Raw genomic sequence first — 15,594 nt, 5'->3', positions numbered from 1 at the left:
CCTTATCTGGTATTGGCACAGGTGCGTTGACTTTATCTGATTTTGAGGTGAACAACTTAATTGTGTTGTAGACTTAAAATGATTAAAGGAACAGTTCTATTATTATTTTTTGGCTTTTTCCTTGGCGGTGTGAGCGCACAAGAGCAATCAAAAGGTGGGTTTAATTTATCTGATTTAATCAATAAGGCAATTGCCTATCACCCTTCTATTAAAAGTAATGTTTTTTTAGAGGAAGCTGCTAAAAATGAGATTACCAGTGCTAAATGGCAATATTTTCCAACCCCTAAGTTTTCAGTAAGCCAAGTTGATAGTTCTAGTACAGACCTTAGTTATAAAAATGGTGATAGTCGTGTTTTAGTTATCAGTTTAACGCAACCACTTTGGGCGGGTGGATCTATTGATGCAGGCTTGGCAAAATCAAGAGCTCAGCTTTTATCAGCTCAGGCATTAACCAAGGTTGCACAGCAAGATTTGGCTTTAAAAGTAATCAATGCTTATAGTAAATGGTATGACAGTTATTTAAAAAAAAAGTCGTATAGTAAGAGTCAAGAGGAGCATGACATATTACGCGCCCGTTTAAGGCGTCGCATTAAACAAGGTTTGTCTTCTAGTAGTGATTTAAATTTGGCAAATTCACGTTCAACCCAGGCAGAAGCAGGCCTTAATTCGGCTATTATTCAACATGAAAATAGTCTGCTTAATTTGGAAGAGCTATTGGGCACTTCGCTAGATCCAAAAGATTTAATTAGAGACTTTAGTATTGTTAAGTTTAAAACTAGTCAAGCCAAATTAAGTAAAAAGGCATTACTAACCAATCCTAGAGTTAAGCAAATTAGAGCGGAAAGTTTGGTGATTGAGGCTGAACTAGATCAAAGTCGTGCCAAACTTTATCCAGGTGTTAATCTTAAATTGGAACGCCAATGGGGTAGTTTTATTGATAAAGATGCCAAGACTGAAAATCGTGTTTTTATTGAATTTAACAGTAGTTTTGGTGCAGGCTTGTCTAATTTTTCACAAACTAGACAAATTAAGAGTCGCTATCAGTCTCTACAAGCAAAAATTAAAGACGAAGAAAGTAAAGTCGCGCAGCAAATTGAACTAGATTGGATGTCCTCCATCTCTTTGAAAAAACAAAAAGCGTTGCTTGAGTCATCACTGGCCAATACAGAAAAAGTACGAAAGTCCTATTATCGACAATTCTTGGCAGGTAGAAAAACATGGCAAGATGTTATGAACTCCATTCGTGAGGTTTCTCAATTGGAGTCTCAATTGGCTAGTGTTTACGGCGAGATAATACTAGCGAATTGGCGTATTTTTGTTTATGTTGAAGATATTGGCGCTGTTGTGACAACTTTTAATGAAAGTTTGGCACTTAATCGAACAGATAAGATATTGTGGCATCCAACAATGAGCCCTAAAGAAGAGCAAAGTGTCATTGATAAAATACTAAATTTTGTCATACCTGATGAAAAGCCAGTAGAAAAAATTATCTGGTACTTTGATATTGATAGTACTAAAAACTTTAAATCGTCTTTAAAGAAAAGAGATTTCGTAACATTTGTAGAGTTTTTTGATAAAGAAGAAAAGCCTAGTCGTGAAAAATTAACTAAAGCTGCTATTCAAAAAAGACAACAAAAATTAATCCAGTAGAGGACATTACGCAAAAAGAGCAGATAAGTATTAAGCAAGAGTAGGATAAAAAACAAAGCAATGCCATACAAAAACCAATCAAAAGAAAAGAAGTGTTAGTTACAAGAAAAAAACAAAATGAAGTAGTTAAAGTCATATCCAATGCCTTGGGTAAAAGTGTGCGGCGTAAAAATAATGTTAACTCTCAGCATCAATACCTTAATAAAATTGCTGAATTTAAAAGTGCTAAAAGTACGCAAGACAAAACATACAATGTTAAGAAAGATGAAGAAAATCAAAAAGCCTTAGTGAAAAAATATTTAAAATTAAATTAAATACAAAAACCCTTCTTAACAACGAGCAATCCACTAAAAAGATTATATGGCGTAAGAAGCAGCACTAATAAAGAAACTTATTTTTGAAGTGAATGTAAAAAGTGAAAAAATACACTAAACGAGTGTTATAGCGTTATAATTCATCTCTCATTTTGGCGACTTTATTTATAAAAAATATGGATAAGAATATGAGTTTAGTTAAATATATTTTAGCGTTGGGTATAGTTATTACGATGCTTTCAGGGTGCTCTTTTGGTAAAATTTAGCCCAACCAAAGCAATCAATTAAAATCAAGTAGTGAGAAAGAATTGTTTTTTGCTGCTGATAGTGGCAAGCAGAAAAAGAATGGCTTAAATAAAGAAGTAGTAGCAGCCTCTCCAGCCGCTAAAAACACCCCAGTTGTTAAGCGTGTTTCAACACCCAAAATTACATCTTTTCGATATACAGAATTAACCATTCAAGCACAAGAGTGCTTACAAAAGTATTATGTTGGCTATGAATACGCATTGTGTTTATATAATAGTGGCGACATATCAAGTGCTGAGAGTTATTTAAGTAATTTTTCTGATAACAATTCAGGCAATAAATTAGCCTCTCAACTGCTTAAAAAAATAACAACGCCTTAACAACGCCTTTAGAGTATATTGTAGAAGAGGCTAGTTTTAAGTTAAAAAAATGGCTCTCAAGAAAATCAAACGTGCCATTATTTAATATGAAACCACCTGAAAATATAAAGTACAATCCGCGAGCATTATCTTTAATCAAGCGTGAATTTGAAACCAGTAAAGCTTTTGATAAAAGAGTTATTTCAGTCCAGAAAGAAACTGAGGTTAAAGACTATCTTGTAGAACAGAGACATAAGGAAAAAACGGTTATTTATAATCAAGCATTGGAGTCTGATACCTCTCTTTCTGATGAGAAAAAACAAAGACAAAGTCGTAGTGAAGATGTTTATTTAGACTTTGTTAACACGAGCATTATTAACGTGCTCGGAGCTCTTTATTTTTCTAATCCAACATACAATGCTGATACTCAAAAAATGTTTGTATATCTATCCTCTAAGAAAAGTAATTTTAATAAATTAGTTGCAATTGATTTGCCAATTGAAGAGGCCAAGTTATTTAAAGCTAATATTACTCAAACCTTTCCTGTGTTAGAATTTAACACAAGTAGAAAAGCGTTATCTATTGCTAAAATTAGTGCGGACTTTTTAAATAAAGTCTATCCAGCACAACTTTTAAAGAATAATAATTCCTTACCCGTGTTAGGTGCTGTGCAAAAAAACATTACTTCTAAATTTTCTAAGTAACCCTTGATAGTACATATATGGAGCAAAGTTTATTATCCAGTTTGCAGCGTTTATCACAGTTGCAAAGGTCTCGTTTTGATGCTTTAGAATTACAACAAGTTGTTGAGGATGAATACAGTGACTCAATTGAAAAAATGGCAATGTTGCGCAATGTATGCCATGCATTATTAATTCCTAATCCTAAAGCATTAAAATCTATTAATGACCCCTCTTTGTTGCCTTTATTGATTTTTGATGAATTCCAGCAATGGGGCATCCTTAAAAGTTTTAATGCCAAAGGCGAATGGGTGTCAGAATGGTTCTCTAAAGAGAAAAATACCTGGTTAGAAGTAATACTTGATGATTTGAGCAAGTATGAGATTTTTGCCATAAAAATGAAAAAAAAGTTCGATACAGGTAATAGTCGAATTTTTAAAATGGTTAAAACCGAATTAATTACTCATAAGAAATGGCTAATTGACGCTTCTTTAGCAGGAGTTTTGATTAATATTGTGGCTGTAGTTAGTGCTTTTTATTCTATGCAGATTTATGATCGCGTTGTGCCAACAGGCGCTCAACAAACTTTATTAGTACTGACAATAGGCGTGTTAGCAATAACGATATTAGATTTTATTGCTAAGTTAGTGCGTGCAGGGTTATACGAAAAGTTAATTGATAATATAGATAGACGCCTATCTAGAGATGTGTACAAGCGGTTTTTGGCATTACGCATGGATCAATTGCCAAAAAGTGTGGGTAGTTTGGCTTCGCAAATGCGGGGCTATGAGTCGGTACGTAGTTTTTTATCCGCCATCACGACTTATCTGGTAGTTGATGTTCCATTTGTTCTGTTTTATGTTTTATTGATTGCTGCTATTGGTGGTTATTTAGCCTTGGTGCCTATGACATTTTTTGTTATAGCAACTTTGACAGGATTATATTTCCATAAGAAGATAGAAGCGCTAGCAGTTAATATTAACGAATCTGTTAATCTTAAAGTGGGTTTATTGGTAGAATCAGTTGAAGGCGCTGAAACAATTAAATCGGGCCAAGGTGGTTGGCGTATGCTTTCTAATTGGATGAATGTCACCGACGAAGGCCGTGGTTATGATTTAGAGATGAAGCGAATGACTGATCAGTCTCAGTATATGGTGGCATTTTTTCAACAATCTTCGTTTGTGCTGATGGTGGCATCAGGTGCATTGTTGATTGGTGATGGCTTAACAATGGGTGGCTTGATCGCTTGCTCTATTTTGTCAGGTCGAATTTTGGCACCTGTTGCACAAATTCCATCTCACCTAGTTCAATGGGCAAATACTAAGTCAGCAATTAGATCGCTAGATGTGATTTGGGATTTAAAATGTGACCATGATGGCATAGACTCACCTATTGTGCCTGAAAATCTACGTGGTGAATTCTATATTGAAGCAAAAACACAAATAAATTATGGCGAAAAGGCGGCTTTAGCTTTGCCAGAAATGAGAATCAACCCAGGTGAAAAAATTGGTGTTTTAGGTCCTATTGGCTCTGGAAAAACATCATTATTACGCCTGTTAAGTGGCATGTACAAGCCTAATATTGGCCGAATTTTATTAGATGACATTGATTTGGCCCATATTTCAAAACCTGTTTTAGCTGAAAAAATTGGTTTTTTACAACAAGAAGGGCGACTATTCAAAGGCACACTTAGAGAAAATTTAATTTTAGGTTTAGTCGATCCGGGTGATGATAAAATTTTAGAGGTATCTAAATTAACAGGCTTATTAGATAGTGTTATCTCTACTACTGAAAAAGGGCTAGAGCAGGAAATATTTGAAGGTGGAATGGGCTTATCTGGTGGACAAAAGCAATTACTTAATTTAACTCGGGTAGTTTTGCGAGCACCAAAAATATGGTTATTAGACGAACCAACTGCATCTGTTGATCGCAACTTAGAAACATTGTTAATCAACATGTTTAAGAAAACAATAAAGGCAGAAGATACATTGGTATTGGTAACGCACAAGATGGAAATGATAGGATTGGTTGACCGTTTAATTGTGGTTAATAAAAATCAAATAGTGATGGATGGGCCAAAGGCTGATGTAATTGCCCAACTTTCTGGCAAAGCACAAGAGACCAAGTCATGAATTTAGAGAAAATTTTATTAAAAATTGAGCATTCATTTTCGATTGTTTATGTTTTATTGGGTGGCTTCATTGCTTTTATACTGTGGGCATCACTATTTGATATTGATGAAACGGTTCGCTCTCAAGGTAAAGTGGTTGCTAATGGTAGTAGCCAAATTATTCAAGTGGCTGATGGTGGTGTTTTATCTAAATTACTAGTCAGTGAAGGTGAGCATGTTAAGCAGGGACAGCTGCTAGCAACACTTGAAAAAGATCGCGCACAAGCAGGCTATTACGAGGTGCGGTCTCAAGTGGCACACTTGAAGTCAGCACTAGCAAGAGCCAATGCAGAGATTTTAGAAAAACCCATTGTATTTGATGAGTTAACTCAAGATTATCCTGATTTTATGAGTGCACAAAAAGCTTTGTATGTTCAGAAGAAACGCTCTTTAAATCAAGAGGTGTCCATGCTAGAGGAAAGTCTTGCAATGAGTACTGAGGAGTGGGAAATTACTCAAGGTTTAGAAAAAACAGGCGATGTTAGTCAATTAGAGGTTTTAAGAGCTAAACAAAAAGTATTATATTTTAAGCGTAAAGTGGTAGATACTAAAAACAAATATTACGAAAAAACCAGTGCTGAAATTGAAAAGCTGGAAGGCGAGTTGGCTAAAAATATATATAAACTTAAAAAACAAAAAAGCGTTTTAGAATATACCAATATTCATTCACCTGTATCAGGCATTGTTAAAGAGTTAAAAGTAACTACTGTTGGCGGTGTTTTACGTGCTGGAGAGCAATTGATGGAAGTGTCCCCCTCTCAGGGCGGTGTTATTTTAGAGGCAAAAATTAATCCTGTTGATATTGGCAGACTAAAATTAGGCATGCCAGTGGTAATCAAACTCGATGCATTTGATTATACTATTTTTGGTGCCTTAAAGGGCACACTAAATTACATCAGTTCGGACACTTTATTGGACAAAGACCCTTTAGGAAGACAAACAACCTTTTATCAAGTAAATGTCAAAATTGAAGGCCCAGAACATGAAGATAATGTTAAATCCAAAGCGATTAAGGTTAAATTAGGTATGTCAGGTACGATTGATGTTAAAGTTGGAAGACGTTCTTTGTTTACTTATTTAACCAAGCCAATTAGCCGCGGCTTTAGTGGCGCTCTTAACGAGAAGTAATCAAATGTCGCTTTTGAGCGGAGTGTGGATATTATTAGTTGGTTTTTACTCAAGTATTGTATGTACTGAGTTATTAGCACCATGGCAATCTAAGAGTTATATCAAAAAAGCATTCTTTGGGGTTGCTTATAAAAACGAGTACCAATTAAGGACAAACAAAATTAAGACGTTGGCAACAACCTATTAGATATCGGATCGATTATTTCAATTTAAATGCGCCTGGTGATATTGCCGAAACGCTTATTCAAGACCATCTTCAAGATCTACCTAAAATTACAAGAGTAGCCATTAACAAAGACGACAAAAACCCAATTTTAAAATATTGTTAACCAAAAAATCGTATTATAAATTAGCGATTAGTCGTTATACCAACACCAAAATAAAAGATCTTGGCACTCAAAGCAACTGCTTGTTACATTTTAAGCATAATAAGAAGTTCAAATTAACCAATGCACTGGTTATTATTCCTGTTGACCACGCAATGCGTTATGGCTTATTGCCTGCTTGTGTTGTTGAAGAATTAACACAAGCAATGGGACTTCCAAATGATTCAGATTGGGTTAGCCCTTCCATTACAAATGACAAAAGTGTACTAGATTTATTAACAGATTTAGATTATTTGTTGTTAAAAATTCTTTATGACAATCACCTTCATGCAGGCATGAGTGCAAAAATAAGTAGTCCTTTAGTGGATAAAATATTAATTGACTTTGAGCGTCGGGACATGATTGAATCTTCCATACTAAGAGCGCAAGAACTTAGTATTAATTATTACAAGAAGAGATAAATAATAGGGCTGACGCAAGATAAATGCGGGTGACAATGGAAAATCTATGGATTACGTGGGATTAGTTTTTTTAAACTAAGTTTCAAAAAAAGAAACTATTTTTTAATCGTGAAATTACAGAGTTTACACTTATTTTATTAAAGCGTATAATTGGAATTAGGCACTTGTTGCAGCTTGCTACATTGAAACTAGGTTCGGTAATATGGAAAAATATGCTAGTCAACGCTTAGTTAAGTTGGCTAAGCCCACAGCAAGTGCTACTTTTTTATATGATGAAAAATACCTATTCTACTATTATTGGTATATCTCGCATTTACAGGTATTACGTCCCAAACCAGTTGTCCATCCTTGGCAATCTTAACAATAACAACCATAAGTAAGTGATATAGTTAGGACAAATACTGCCACCGCTATATTGTGGTAACCACACTTCATTTGGATTTTCTAGCGTTGGAATAATTAAAGAACCAAACTGATACCTTTCCTTATCTCTACTGTGTTCCGTTAGATAGTTGACAATAGCGCTATCAATAATCACATCATCTACTGGCGTGATGATAATCCGTGAGTCTTTATCGCCTAACAGAGCTTGCTTTAAATCAGTTGGTTTTTTCAGGAGTGCAGGTATTTTGGGTTTGAAACTATTTGGTATGAGTACTGCTGACATTAATCCTAATGTTTTCCAATTCGGCTGGTCAGGTAGCTTCTTAGCACAAGCGCCTTTGTTAAACGTGTTGAGCGCAATGCCGTTACAATCAGATAAGTGTCCATATTTATCCCAACTGCTGCGATTTTTGCCAACATTGTAATTCCCAACCAGGGTCAATGCCAATTGGCAGGTTTTCAATCTTCCCTGTGCGTTTATTTATCTATTGCTTCGTAGTGCCATAAGATTTGTAAACAGTCTTGCCATCTTTGTTTGTTTTACCTGTTCAATGGCTAATTTTTTTGTATCTGTAACACTGTCATTTTTAAGCTGCTGATATTCTGCTTTGCTTACTGAACGAACATGACATGCAACCGTAGGCATTTTTCGGATAGTGCTTTTACCAGAACGGATCGTCTACAGATAGTAATAATTGACTAAAAGATTGGTGTTCGGGCCGGTGTTCAGCGTTAGGTCCTAACTGATAAAGTAAGTATGGGTGTGAGTCTTTAGTTTGTTGAATGCGTTGCCATTGCCCTGCTGCATATGCGGTGCTTTTGTTAGTATCATAAATAGTATACAAACTCCGTGGTAAACCCAATTGAGCCATTTTAGTTTTGCCAGTGAGCGAGTCTGTCATGGACGCTTTACCCTACCAGCCTTTGTCTTGTAATAAAGGCTTTAGTTCTTTTTTAAATTGCGCTAAAGTTGCACCATTCTTAAGACTATCATGCACCGCAGATTGAATACCACTTAAGATATCCATCCTCATCACTTTAGCAACAGTGAAGCTGTAGATGTGTTCATCACGCCAAATATCGCGATAATCAAAACTGACTTTTAGTTTCTTAGTATTGAAGTAATCTTAATACTTCTTTTAATGGCGGTGCTGGCTCGTATTTCATAGCAAACAGTGGGGAATCTCTAAAGCCTCTTGCTTTAAAAATTCTTGCTGGATATTGACACGATTTTGATAGTTTTTTTCCGACTCAAATGGCTTTTTTACAATCAACGCATAAGTCTTTTTTTCAATAAAAGTCATTCTTTTAATTCGTCTACAAACTGGCATGAGGCTGTTCATAGTTTATGGTTAGCCCCCAATGCTTGTAATTATAAATACAAGCATCAACTGCTTTCTCAGGATACTTATGGTTGCCAGAGACACAACGATAAAGAGAACTATTAGCCCCAAATGTCTTGATAATATTCAAGCGTACAAGACCAGCTACTACCTTGGGTTGTTATTCCGGCATGCCTTTTCGATATAAATACTTTAATTTGTCATTAAGGTTTTTAAAATCACTCATTTTCCTAGCCCGTCAGTTTTCGCTTTAAACGCTGACTCTGTCAATAGTTTTATTAGTTTGTTGAGGATCTTACGTTTGTAACAATTCAGGTAAGTGTGCCTCAAATTCTGCCAAGTCCTTGCACTCTTGTAAGAGCTCATCAATCGGGTTAATCATTGGTACCATCACCTCTTAGTCTGATAATTCATCAGCCCCAATCTGGCCTTGTGCCACATTCATTGTCACCATTTTGCTAGCATCAGAGAAATGGTTTTAGGCAGTATTAGACAACATCAAAATATCATCTTCATCCTTAGGCTTATCTAGTCCAAACTTTTGTCTAATTTGGCTTTGGCTGACCTTAAAGCCAAAGGGGATTAATTCAGACAAGCTTTTACTGAGCTGTGCCAAATCCTCTGGCTCTGGCACAGGCAGGATAATGGTCGGATACGTTTCTTACACCCCAAAATTTAAATCAATAAACGGCTTAACCAAGTCACGATTAAGCGTATTTGCTAGTGCTTTAGCATCAGCGCGCAAAATATCAGCACGCACTTCGTTATGCACACACGCCTGCGCATTTGACGAGCCATTGTCGGTCGTCATTGTTTGCCCTAAAACAGTCTTTGATATCTCCCACTTGTTGCTATATGTAAAAAAAGGCTGGGCACATGCCGATAACTTAGCACAAAGACTGTGGTGTGTTGATGAAGTCAAGCAACTAAAACCTTATCAATTGACAGCGGTTATTAATGAATTTCGAGCTCAAAACAAAGACGCAGGTGTACCGTTATGAAGCCGAATTTCAAACTACTAGCTGACAATCAAGACATTACTGATGCTATTAGGTCAAGATTTGTATCATTGACGCTGTCTAACGATGGTATTAAAAATGACACACTAAGTATTGTCATTGACGATAGAGGTAACGAGGTGGTGCTCCCACGCACAGACGTTGAGATTGAGTGCTGGTTAGGTTATGGTGATGATCTGTACAACAAAGGTAGCTTTGAAGTTGATGAGGTGATTACATCGGGCATATCAGTATTATTGCAAAAGGCTCTAGGATTAACAAGTCACTCAAATCAATCACGCACGCACGCGAACATACAATAACACAACACTAAGTGATTTAATCAACACTATCGTCAAGCGTAATGTGCTAGATTCTAAAGTTAGCGAATTCTTAACAGACATGCCCATTAATCAATTAAATCAAAACAACGAAACTGACTTAAACTTGCTCACTAGATTGAGTGGCAATTACGATGCAAAATTTAAGTCTATCAGCTCTACTTTGCTAGGCTATTCAAAAGATGATTTTAAAAAAGTAAGCGGTGAAGCACTGAAGCCTATTTTCATAAGTAAAGGTGATTGCTCTCGTTGGAACTTTAGTCAAACTGACAGACCCAAATATGATGCAGTTATTACTAAGTGACGGGATAACGAGACTGGAGAGACTAAATAAGTACAATTAGCTCAGGTGAGAACATCTACTCGCTTAAAACAATCTTTGCATCGCGAGAGGAGGCAAATGACAAGGCGACAACTAAATATAACGACTTAATGCATGGACGCATTAGCGGTAGTTTGACAACCGTTGGCAATCCAAAAATAGCCAGTGAGTTTGAGATTCAATTGATTGGCTTTAGATTTAATGATTTTAAGTGCGAAAGCTGCGCACATGTGCTTGACGAACAAGGTTATAAAACATCGATTAAATTGCTTAATAAGAAATGATTAATCATTGATTAAGTACAAATTAAAATTACTTTATTTTATGTATCATTTTTTTTATTTTTTTATTTTTTTGATAGACAAGTAGTTTTGTTGATAATTTTTGATAGACAAGGAAGATAGTTAAAAATAATTTTGCAAAACAAACTTAAAACTTTTGTAAAATCAAACGCGGCTTACACTATGTTCTGGCATTATAGCTATTCAATAGGCACAAACGCAATAATGATTCCTTTGCTTTTAAAACAGGATTAATAACACCATTAACCAAAACAGTTTGCCCCTTCTTGCCCATCATTCTATCTGGTATGGAGCGAATATAGGCAAATGCACCATTTTTCTTAAAGTCCTTATCCTGAATAATGACTGGAAAATCATCCACACCATATTCCATAGGTAGATTTAAGTTCTTAGCGGACTCATCATTAATAATAAACATCCCTGCTAATCCTTGGTAAACCTGCCTACCTGTTTGATGAATTTGATGAGAGTGATACCACAATATTGCTGCATCCTGAACAATATCAAACTCACTTAGCCAAGTGCCACTCGGCTGGATTGGTTGATGAGGCCCGCCATCTGTCTTGGCAGGCAGTTTCATCCCATGCCGATGTAGCGTAGTGGTTTTATCAAGGCTATTTTTAACCTTAATGTGCGCTCGTTCACCTTTATTAGCCCTCAAAGTCACGCTTAAAAAAGGCTGATTAATGCCTAATATTGGGGTTAATTGATTGGGTAAAATGGGACTGTATCCAAATTGGATATTTAAATCACAATACACATCTTTGCCAATCCTTTTGCCTGTTTCTAGTATCAGCACTTGAAAACGATTTTTAAATAATCGCCCACTTGCCAAAACCATTTGCTTGGGTAAGGTTATCAAAGCCAAACTTGCTTGAAGGAATCGTCTTCTACTAATCATTTTGAAAACCTTGCGTCATATTTTTGCTGTATATCTTTAGACTACAGACTATGAATATAATTAAGTAAGGCTTGTTTTTAAACCCTGGCATTTGCTCACCAAATTGTACGCCACCGTTATTAATAGTACGTAATAATTGTACGGGTGAGTGATGCTAAGTGTGCACTGTACCATTCACAGGTGGTGCTGGAAAATTGCCATCCAGCTTGCCTCTTTTTCCAATCTTTGACAAGACCACCACCTGCTTTCCCGTGGCACACTAGACAATTTTTATCAAAAGTTGTTTTGCCTAATTGCACCTTGTCTGCTTCTTTTGCTTGCACATCACCACTATCAAAACAACTGCTTAAAAACAACGCGCTTGATAATATTATTAATATTTTCATCTTTTCATCTTTTTTATGTTAAATAAATGCAAGTGTCCATCCTCTTGATGGTCATTGTTACTCTTAGGGGCAATTGGTTTTTCTATACACACAGTATTTTTATGCGTATATACACCATATCGCCAACCAATTGTGTGTATTCAGAAGCAGACATGTCATTAAGTTTTTCTAAAAAAGCCACCATTTCCCATATTTGTTAATCAATATGGGAATCTCCCCCCATGCTGGCATACCAGTCATCTTAAGTCCATTTTTAATAGTCCAGAATATATTTCCTGAGCCATGACCTGTATGGTTTTGTTGATAAAATACAGGTACCTTAGGGTTAAAGCCCAAGGCTTAATTCTGTCGATTCTTTTGTAGGAGATAAATGACATTGAGCGCACATTGCATCAAAGTTCTTGGCGCCACTCTTAATCATATCGGGTTTTGATAAATTAGGCGCCTTAATATCATACGCATACACTGTAATAGAACGCTCTTTTACAAATATCAATAACTTTGTTGTAATACCCCAGTGTTTCTTTTGGCAGAAATATTAAACGCCCCAAACCAAACTAATAAGAACAACAATATACTGATAATAAACAATACTTTTAATAAATTTTTCATTCTTTATGCTCCAAAATAAAACCACCATACCAAGCTATCAGCCTATTAGTTAAACACCATGCACAAAACCCCAATAAACTCTTTTGATTTTTGTTGTAAATTTTACTCATAACTAGCAAGCCACATCTTAACCAAAATGCCTTTATTTGAATCTTGGGTGCATAGTATTTAATTGTCAGATTAATAATCTTATATTGTCAGACTAAAACCAAAAACGCACACCAACTACAATTTGTGTACCTTCAATATCTTCGCCTTCAGCAATAGAAAAATCAGCCGTATTACCATATTTTTTCTCCCAGTTAATGCCAATATAAGGTGCAAATTCACGTGTAACTTCATAACGCAGCCTCAATCCTGTCTCAACACTAGACAAACCTTTCCTTGTACCTGTTAATTCATCGTCTTTGCTAAATGCATTAATCTCTACTTCTGGCGATAAAATCAATTTTTGACTAAGCATATACTCATGCTCAGCATTCAAACGTATACCTAATCTGCCAAATTCACCCACAAATAACGAAGCATCAACTTCGAATAAATAAGGTGCCAAGCCCTTGGCAGCAATCACTCCCTAATTGCGTTGCGTTTTAGGCTGAAAGTCTTTTTTCACCCCGAGTTGCAAATCCAAAAAGGTGCTATTGCTTTTGAGCAAAGTAATTATAACTCAAACTTTTCGGTCTTCCCTGCAACTTTTTCGCCCTTGGTTTTAACCCAAAATTTATTTAAATCTCAGCCCATCCAATCCAAGCCTCAATATTCCAAGCCCTAGGATTAGCACCATCTGTACTTCGCAACTCCACTTCACCTATCACCTTAATTAAAATAGGGTCGTCTTCTATGCCCCCTGAAAATGACTGTGATGTCAAAGCAAATAAGCAGCTGATTGTTATTACTTTTAAATATTTCATTATTTTCTCCTCTAATTAAACCACATCCACACGACGAAACATGCCCAACATGTGATATAACAAATGACAATGATATGCCCCACGAGCCTTTAGCATCAACTTTAACTCGATAACTAATTTTTGCTCCTGGTTAAACAATCACAGTATGCTTGCGAGGAATGTACATATTATCTCCAGTTTCTAAATCACTCCACATACCGTGTAAATGCATTGGATGGTTCATCACCGTATCATTAACAAAAATGATACGAACAACCTCACCAAATTTAAATTTAAGTGGCTCGGCATCGGCGAACTTCACACCATTAATAGACCACATATAGCGACTCATATTGCCAGTTAAATGCAATTGAATTTCTCTATCTGGATCAGGATAATTATGAGTCATATGTAAATTACGTAGGTCTGCATAAGTCAAGACTTTTCTGCCATCATTACGTAGTCCAACACCTGGATTATCAAGACGATATTGAAGATTAGCAGAACGCATGTCTACATGAGTTACCATTGAATCCATGATTGGCATTTTTTTTACCGCTGTCCATATTCATCTTGGTATCCATACCTTGTGCAAATTTAGACATGTCCATTGAACCGTAATTCATGTGCGACATGTCCATCCCCATATCACTGTGAGTCAGGTTTGGTACTTTATCTAACTTTAGCACTTCACCAGTCATAGAAACATCAGGTGTTAATGTGCCACGTGCATAACCAGAACGTACAATATCTTGTGCAAAAATGGTATACGCTCTACCATCTTTTGGTTCAACAATCACATCATAAGTTTCAGCCACACCAATGCGAAATTCATCGATTGAAACGGGTTGAATGTTTTGCCCATCAGCAGACACCACGATCATTTTTAAACCAGGAATACGTACGTCAAAAAATGTCATTGCTGAGCCGTTGATAAATCTCAGCCTGATTTTTTCACCTTTTTTAAACAAGCCAACCCAGCCCTTATCTGGCGTTACGCCGTTAGTGAAATAAGTGTAGGTATATCCTGTTACATCAGACAAATCACGCTGACTCATGCTCATTTGATTCCACGTTTTTCTATCATTCCAAGTGTTTTCCAGTCTTTTTTTCTCAAAATCATTCATTAAATCCGAGTGTGTACGCTCTTTAAAATTATAATAATGTGAGAGCTTTTTAAGCTTATGATAAATATCAATCGGATTCTCATCCGTCCAATCAGACAACATAATCTTTATCATAAATTACTGGATCTTTTTCAACTGGCTCTATCACAATCGGACCATATAAGCCTGTTTGTTCTTGGAAACCAGAATACGAGTGATACCAACAGGTGCCGCTTTGTTTAGCTTTAAAACGATAAGTAAAGGTTTCGCCTGATTTAATACCATGAAAGTCATTACTAATATCAGGCACACCATCCATATTTGATGGCAAAATCAAACCATACCAATGAATAGAAGTGCTTTCTTTAAGATTATTTTTAACATGTAAGGTAATCATTTCACCTTCTTTAAATCTTAATAAAGGTGCTGGAAGTGAGTTATTTCCTGTAGTGGCAGTACGCATTATACCGGTAAAGTTCGCACTTTGTCCTCCAATACTTAGATTAAAAGTGTTGCCTGTTAAAGTTGTTATATTGTTGCACATACCTGTAAATAAAATACTTGGGTTAATCGCTAATGTCGCAGCGCCTATTGTTACACCAGTAACAGATTGCCTACGTGATAATGTTTTGTTATTCATTCTATTCTCCTTAATCAATAACTATTTGAATTGAT

General features: G+C 36.0%; 17 protein-coding genes and 3 pseudogenes. 11 read left to right on the top strand and 9 right to left on the bottom strand.

Translation table 11 applies throughout. The features are described from left to right. The first annotated feature begins 78 nt into the window (after positions 1-78). The 7 genes and pseudogenes from CVPH_RS00905 to CVPH_RS00875 form a co-directional block, all read left to right on the top strand. A complete protein-coding gene (locus tag CVPH_RS00905; protein WP_201341673.1) occupies positions 79-1,650 on the top strand; it encodes a TolC family protein in 1,572 nt (523 codons plus the stop codon). Positions 1,651-1,742: 92 nt separating this feature from the next. After that, positions 1,743-1,964, top strand: coding sequence for a hypothetical protein (locus CVPH_RS00900; RefSeq protein ID WP_201341672.1), 222 nt, complete (start codon positions 1,743-1,745; stop codon positions 1,962-1,964). A 308-nt stretch (positions 1,965-2,272) separates the two neighbouring features. After that, positions 2,273-2,590 (top strand): hypothetical protein, encoded by a 318-nt coding sequence (locus tag CVPH_RS00895; protein WP_201341671.1) that lies wholly within the window; start codon positions 2,273-2,275, stop codon positions 2,588-2,590. Between the two features lie 86 nt (positions 2,591-2,676). Then, positions 2,677-3,273, top strand: coding sequence for a hypothetical protein (locus CVPH_RS00890; RefSeq protein WP_225879743.1), 597 nt, complete (start codon positions 2,677-2,679; stop codon positions 3,271-3,273). 17 nt (positions 3,274-3,290) lie between these two features. After that, on the top strand, positions 3,291-5,381 hold the full coding sequence (locus CVPH_RS00885) for an ATP-binding cassette domain-containing protein (RefSeq protein ID WP_201341669.1): 2,091 nt from the start codon (positions 3,291-3,293) through the stop codon (positions 5,379-5,381). Further along, positions 5,378-6,547: a beta-barrel domain-containing protein gene (locus CVPH_RS00880; RefSeq protein ID WP_201341668.1), complete on the top strand. Its 1,170-nt coding sequence runs from the start codon at positions 5,378-5,380 to the stop codon at positions 6,545-6,547. The genes CVPH_RS00885 and CVPH_RS00880 overlap by 4 nt, the downstream gene beginning before the upstream one ends. A gap of 310 nt (positions 6,548-6,857) precedes the next feature. After that, positions 6,858-7,334 (top strand): annotated as a pseudogene (locus CVPH_RS00875) (DUF2927 domain-containing protein); the annotation flags it as partial. A 322-nt stretch (positions 7,335-7,656) separates the two neighbouring features. Here the strand turns inward: CVPH_RS00875 and CVPH_RS00870 are convergent. The 4 genes and pseudogenes from CVPH_RS00870 to CVPH_RS09905 form a co-directional block, all read right to left on the bottom strand. Continuing rightward, entirely contained in the window at positions 7,657-8,181 is a 525-nt protein-coding gene (locus CVPH_RS00870) for a hypothetical protein (RefSeq protein ID WP_201341666.1), read from the bottom strand. Positions 8,182-8,199: 18 nt separating this feature from the next. After that, the gene (locus tag CVPH_RS00865; RefSeq protein ID WP_201341665.1) at positions 8,200-8,364 is read right to left on the bottom strand and encodes a hypothetical protein; all 165 of its coding nucleotides are present in this window, start codon (positions 8,362-8,364) and stop codon (positions 8,200-8,202) included. Between the two features lie 16 nt (positions 8,365-8,380). Next, a complete protein-coding gene (locus CVPH_RS00860; protein ID WP_201341664.1) occupies positions 8,381-8,620 on the bottom strand; it encodes a putative phage head morphogenesis protein in 240 nt (79 codons plus the stop codon). Positions 8,621-9,539: 919 nt separating this feature from the next. Then, positions 9,540-9,899, bottom strand: a pseudogene (locus CVPH_RS09905) (phage portal protein family protein). 7 nt (positions 9,900-9,906) lie between these two features. Between CVPH_RS09905 and CVPH_RS00845 the strand changes: the two are divergent. The 4 genes from CVPH_RS00845 (at position 9,907) to CVPH_RS00830 (ending at position 11,006) form a co-directional block, all read left to right on the top strand. Continuing rightward, positions 9,907-10,062: a hypothetical protein gene (locus CVPH_RS00845; RefSeq protein ID WP_201341298.1), complete on the top strand. Its 156-nt coding sequence runs from the start codon at positions 9,907-9,909 to the stop codon at positions 10,060-10,062. Continuing rightward, positions 10,059-10,382, top strand: coding sequence for a phage late control D family tail protein (locus tag CVPH_RS00840; RefSeq protein WP_201341299.1), 324 nt, complete (start codon positions 10,059-10,061; stop codon positions 10,380-10,382). Before CVPH_RS00845 ends, CVPH_RS00840 begins: the two co-directional genes overlap by 4 nt. A 43-nt stretch (positions 10,383-10,425) precedes the next feature. Then, positions 10,426-10,704, top strand: a complete 279-nt coding sequence (locus CVPH_RS00835; protein WP_201341300.1) for a phage late control D family tail protein — start codon at positions 10,426-10,428, stop codon at positions 10,702-10,704. A 128-nt stretch (positions 10,705-10,832) separates the two neighbouring features. Next, positions 10,833-11,006, top strand: coding sequence for a hypothetical protein (locus CVPH_RS00830; RefSeq protein WP_201341301.1), 174 nt, complete (start codon positions 10,833-10,835; stop codon positions 11,004-11,006). Between the two features lie 178 nt (positions 11,007-11,184). Here the strand turns inward: CVPH_RS00830 and CVPH_RS00825 are convergent, their stop codons facing one another. From CVPH_RS00825 to CVPH_RS00810, 5 genes and pseudogenes are all read right to left on the bottom strand, one after another. Then, the gene (locus CVPH_RS00825; RefSeq protein ID WP_201341661.1) at positions 11,185-11,925 is read right to left on the bottom strand and encodes a multicopper oxidase family protein; all 741 of its coding nucleotides are present in this window, start codon (positions 11,923-11,925) and stop codon (positions 11,185-11,187) included. 119 nt (positions 11,926-12,044) lie between these two features. Beyond that, positions 12,045-12,311, bottom strand: a complete 267-nt coding sequence (locus CVPH_RS00820) for a c-type cytochrome (RefSeq protein WP_201341660.1) — start codon at positions 12,309-12,311, stop codon at positions 12,045-12,047. A gap of 814 nt (positions 12,312-13,125) precedes the next feature. Then, positions 13,126-13,494, bottom strand: a complete 369-nt coding sequence (locus tag CVPH_RS09900; RefSeq protein ID WP_225879742.1) for a copper resistance protein B — start codon at positions 13,492-13,494, stop codon at positions 13,126-13,128. A gap of 154 nt (positions 13,495-13,648) precedes the next feature. Continuing rightward, positions 13,649-13,834: a hypothetical protein gene (locus CVPH_RS09895; RefSeq protein WP_225879741.1), complete on the bottom strand. Its 186-nt coding sequence runs from the start codon at positions 13,832-13,834 to the stop codon at positions 13,649-13,651. 15 nt (positions 13,835-13,849) lie between these two features. After that, positions 13,850-15,559 (bottom strand): annotated as a pseudogene (locus CVPH_RS00810) (copper resistance system multicopper oxidase). Positions 15,560-15,594: the final 35 nt, after the last annotated feature.

It is taken from the genome of Abyssogena phaseoliformis symbiont OG214, from assembly GCF_016592595.1.
Lineage (GTDB): Bacteria > Pseudomonadota > Gammaproteobacteria > PS1 > Pseudothioglobaceae > Ruthia.
Note: the sequence above shows the minus strand (reverse complement) of the source record. Positions and strands in the feature narration are given on the sequence as shown.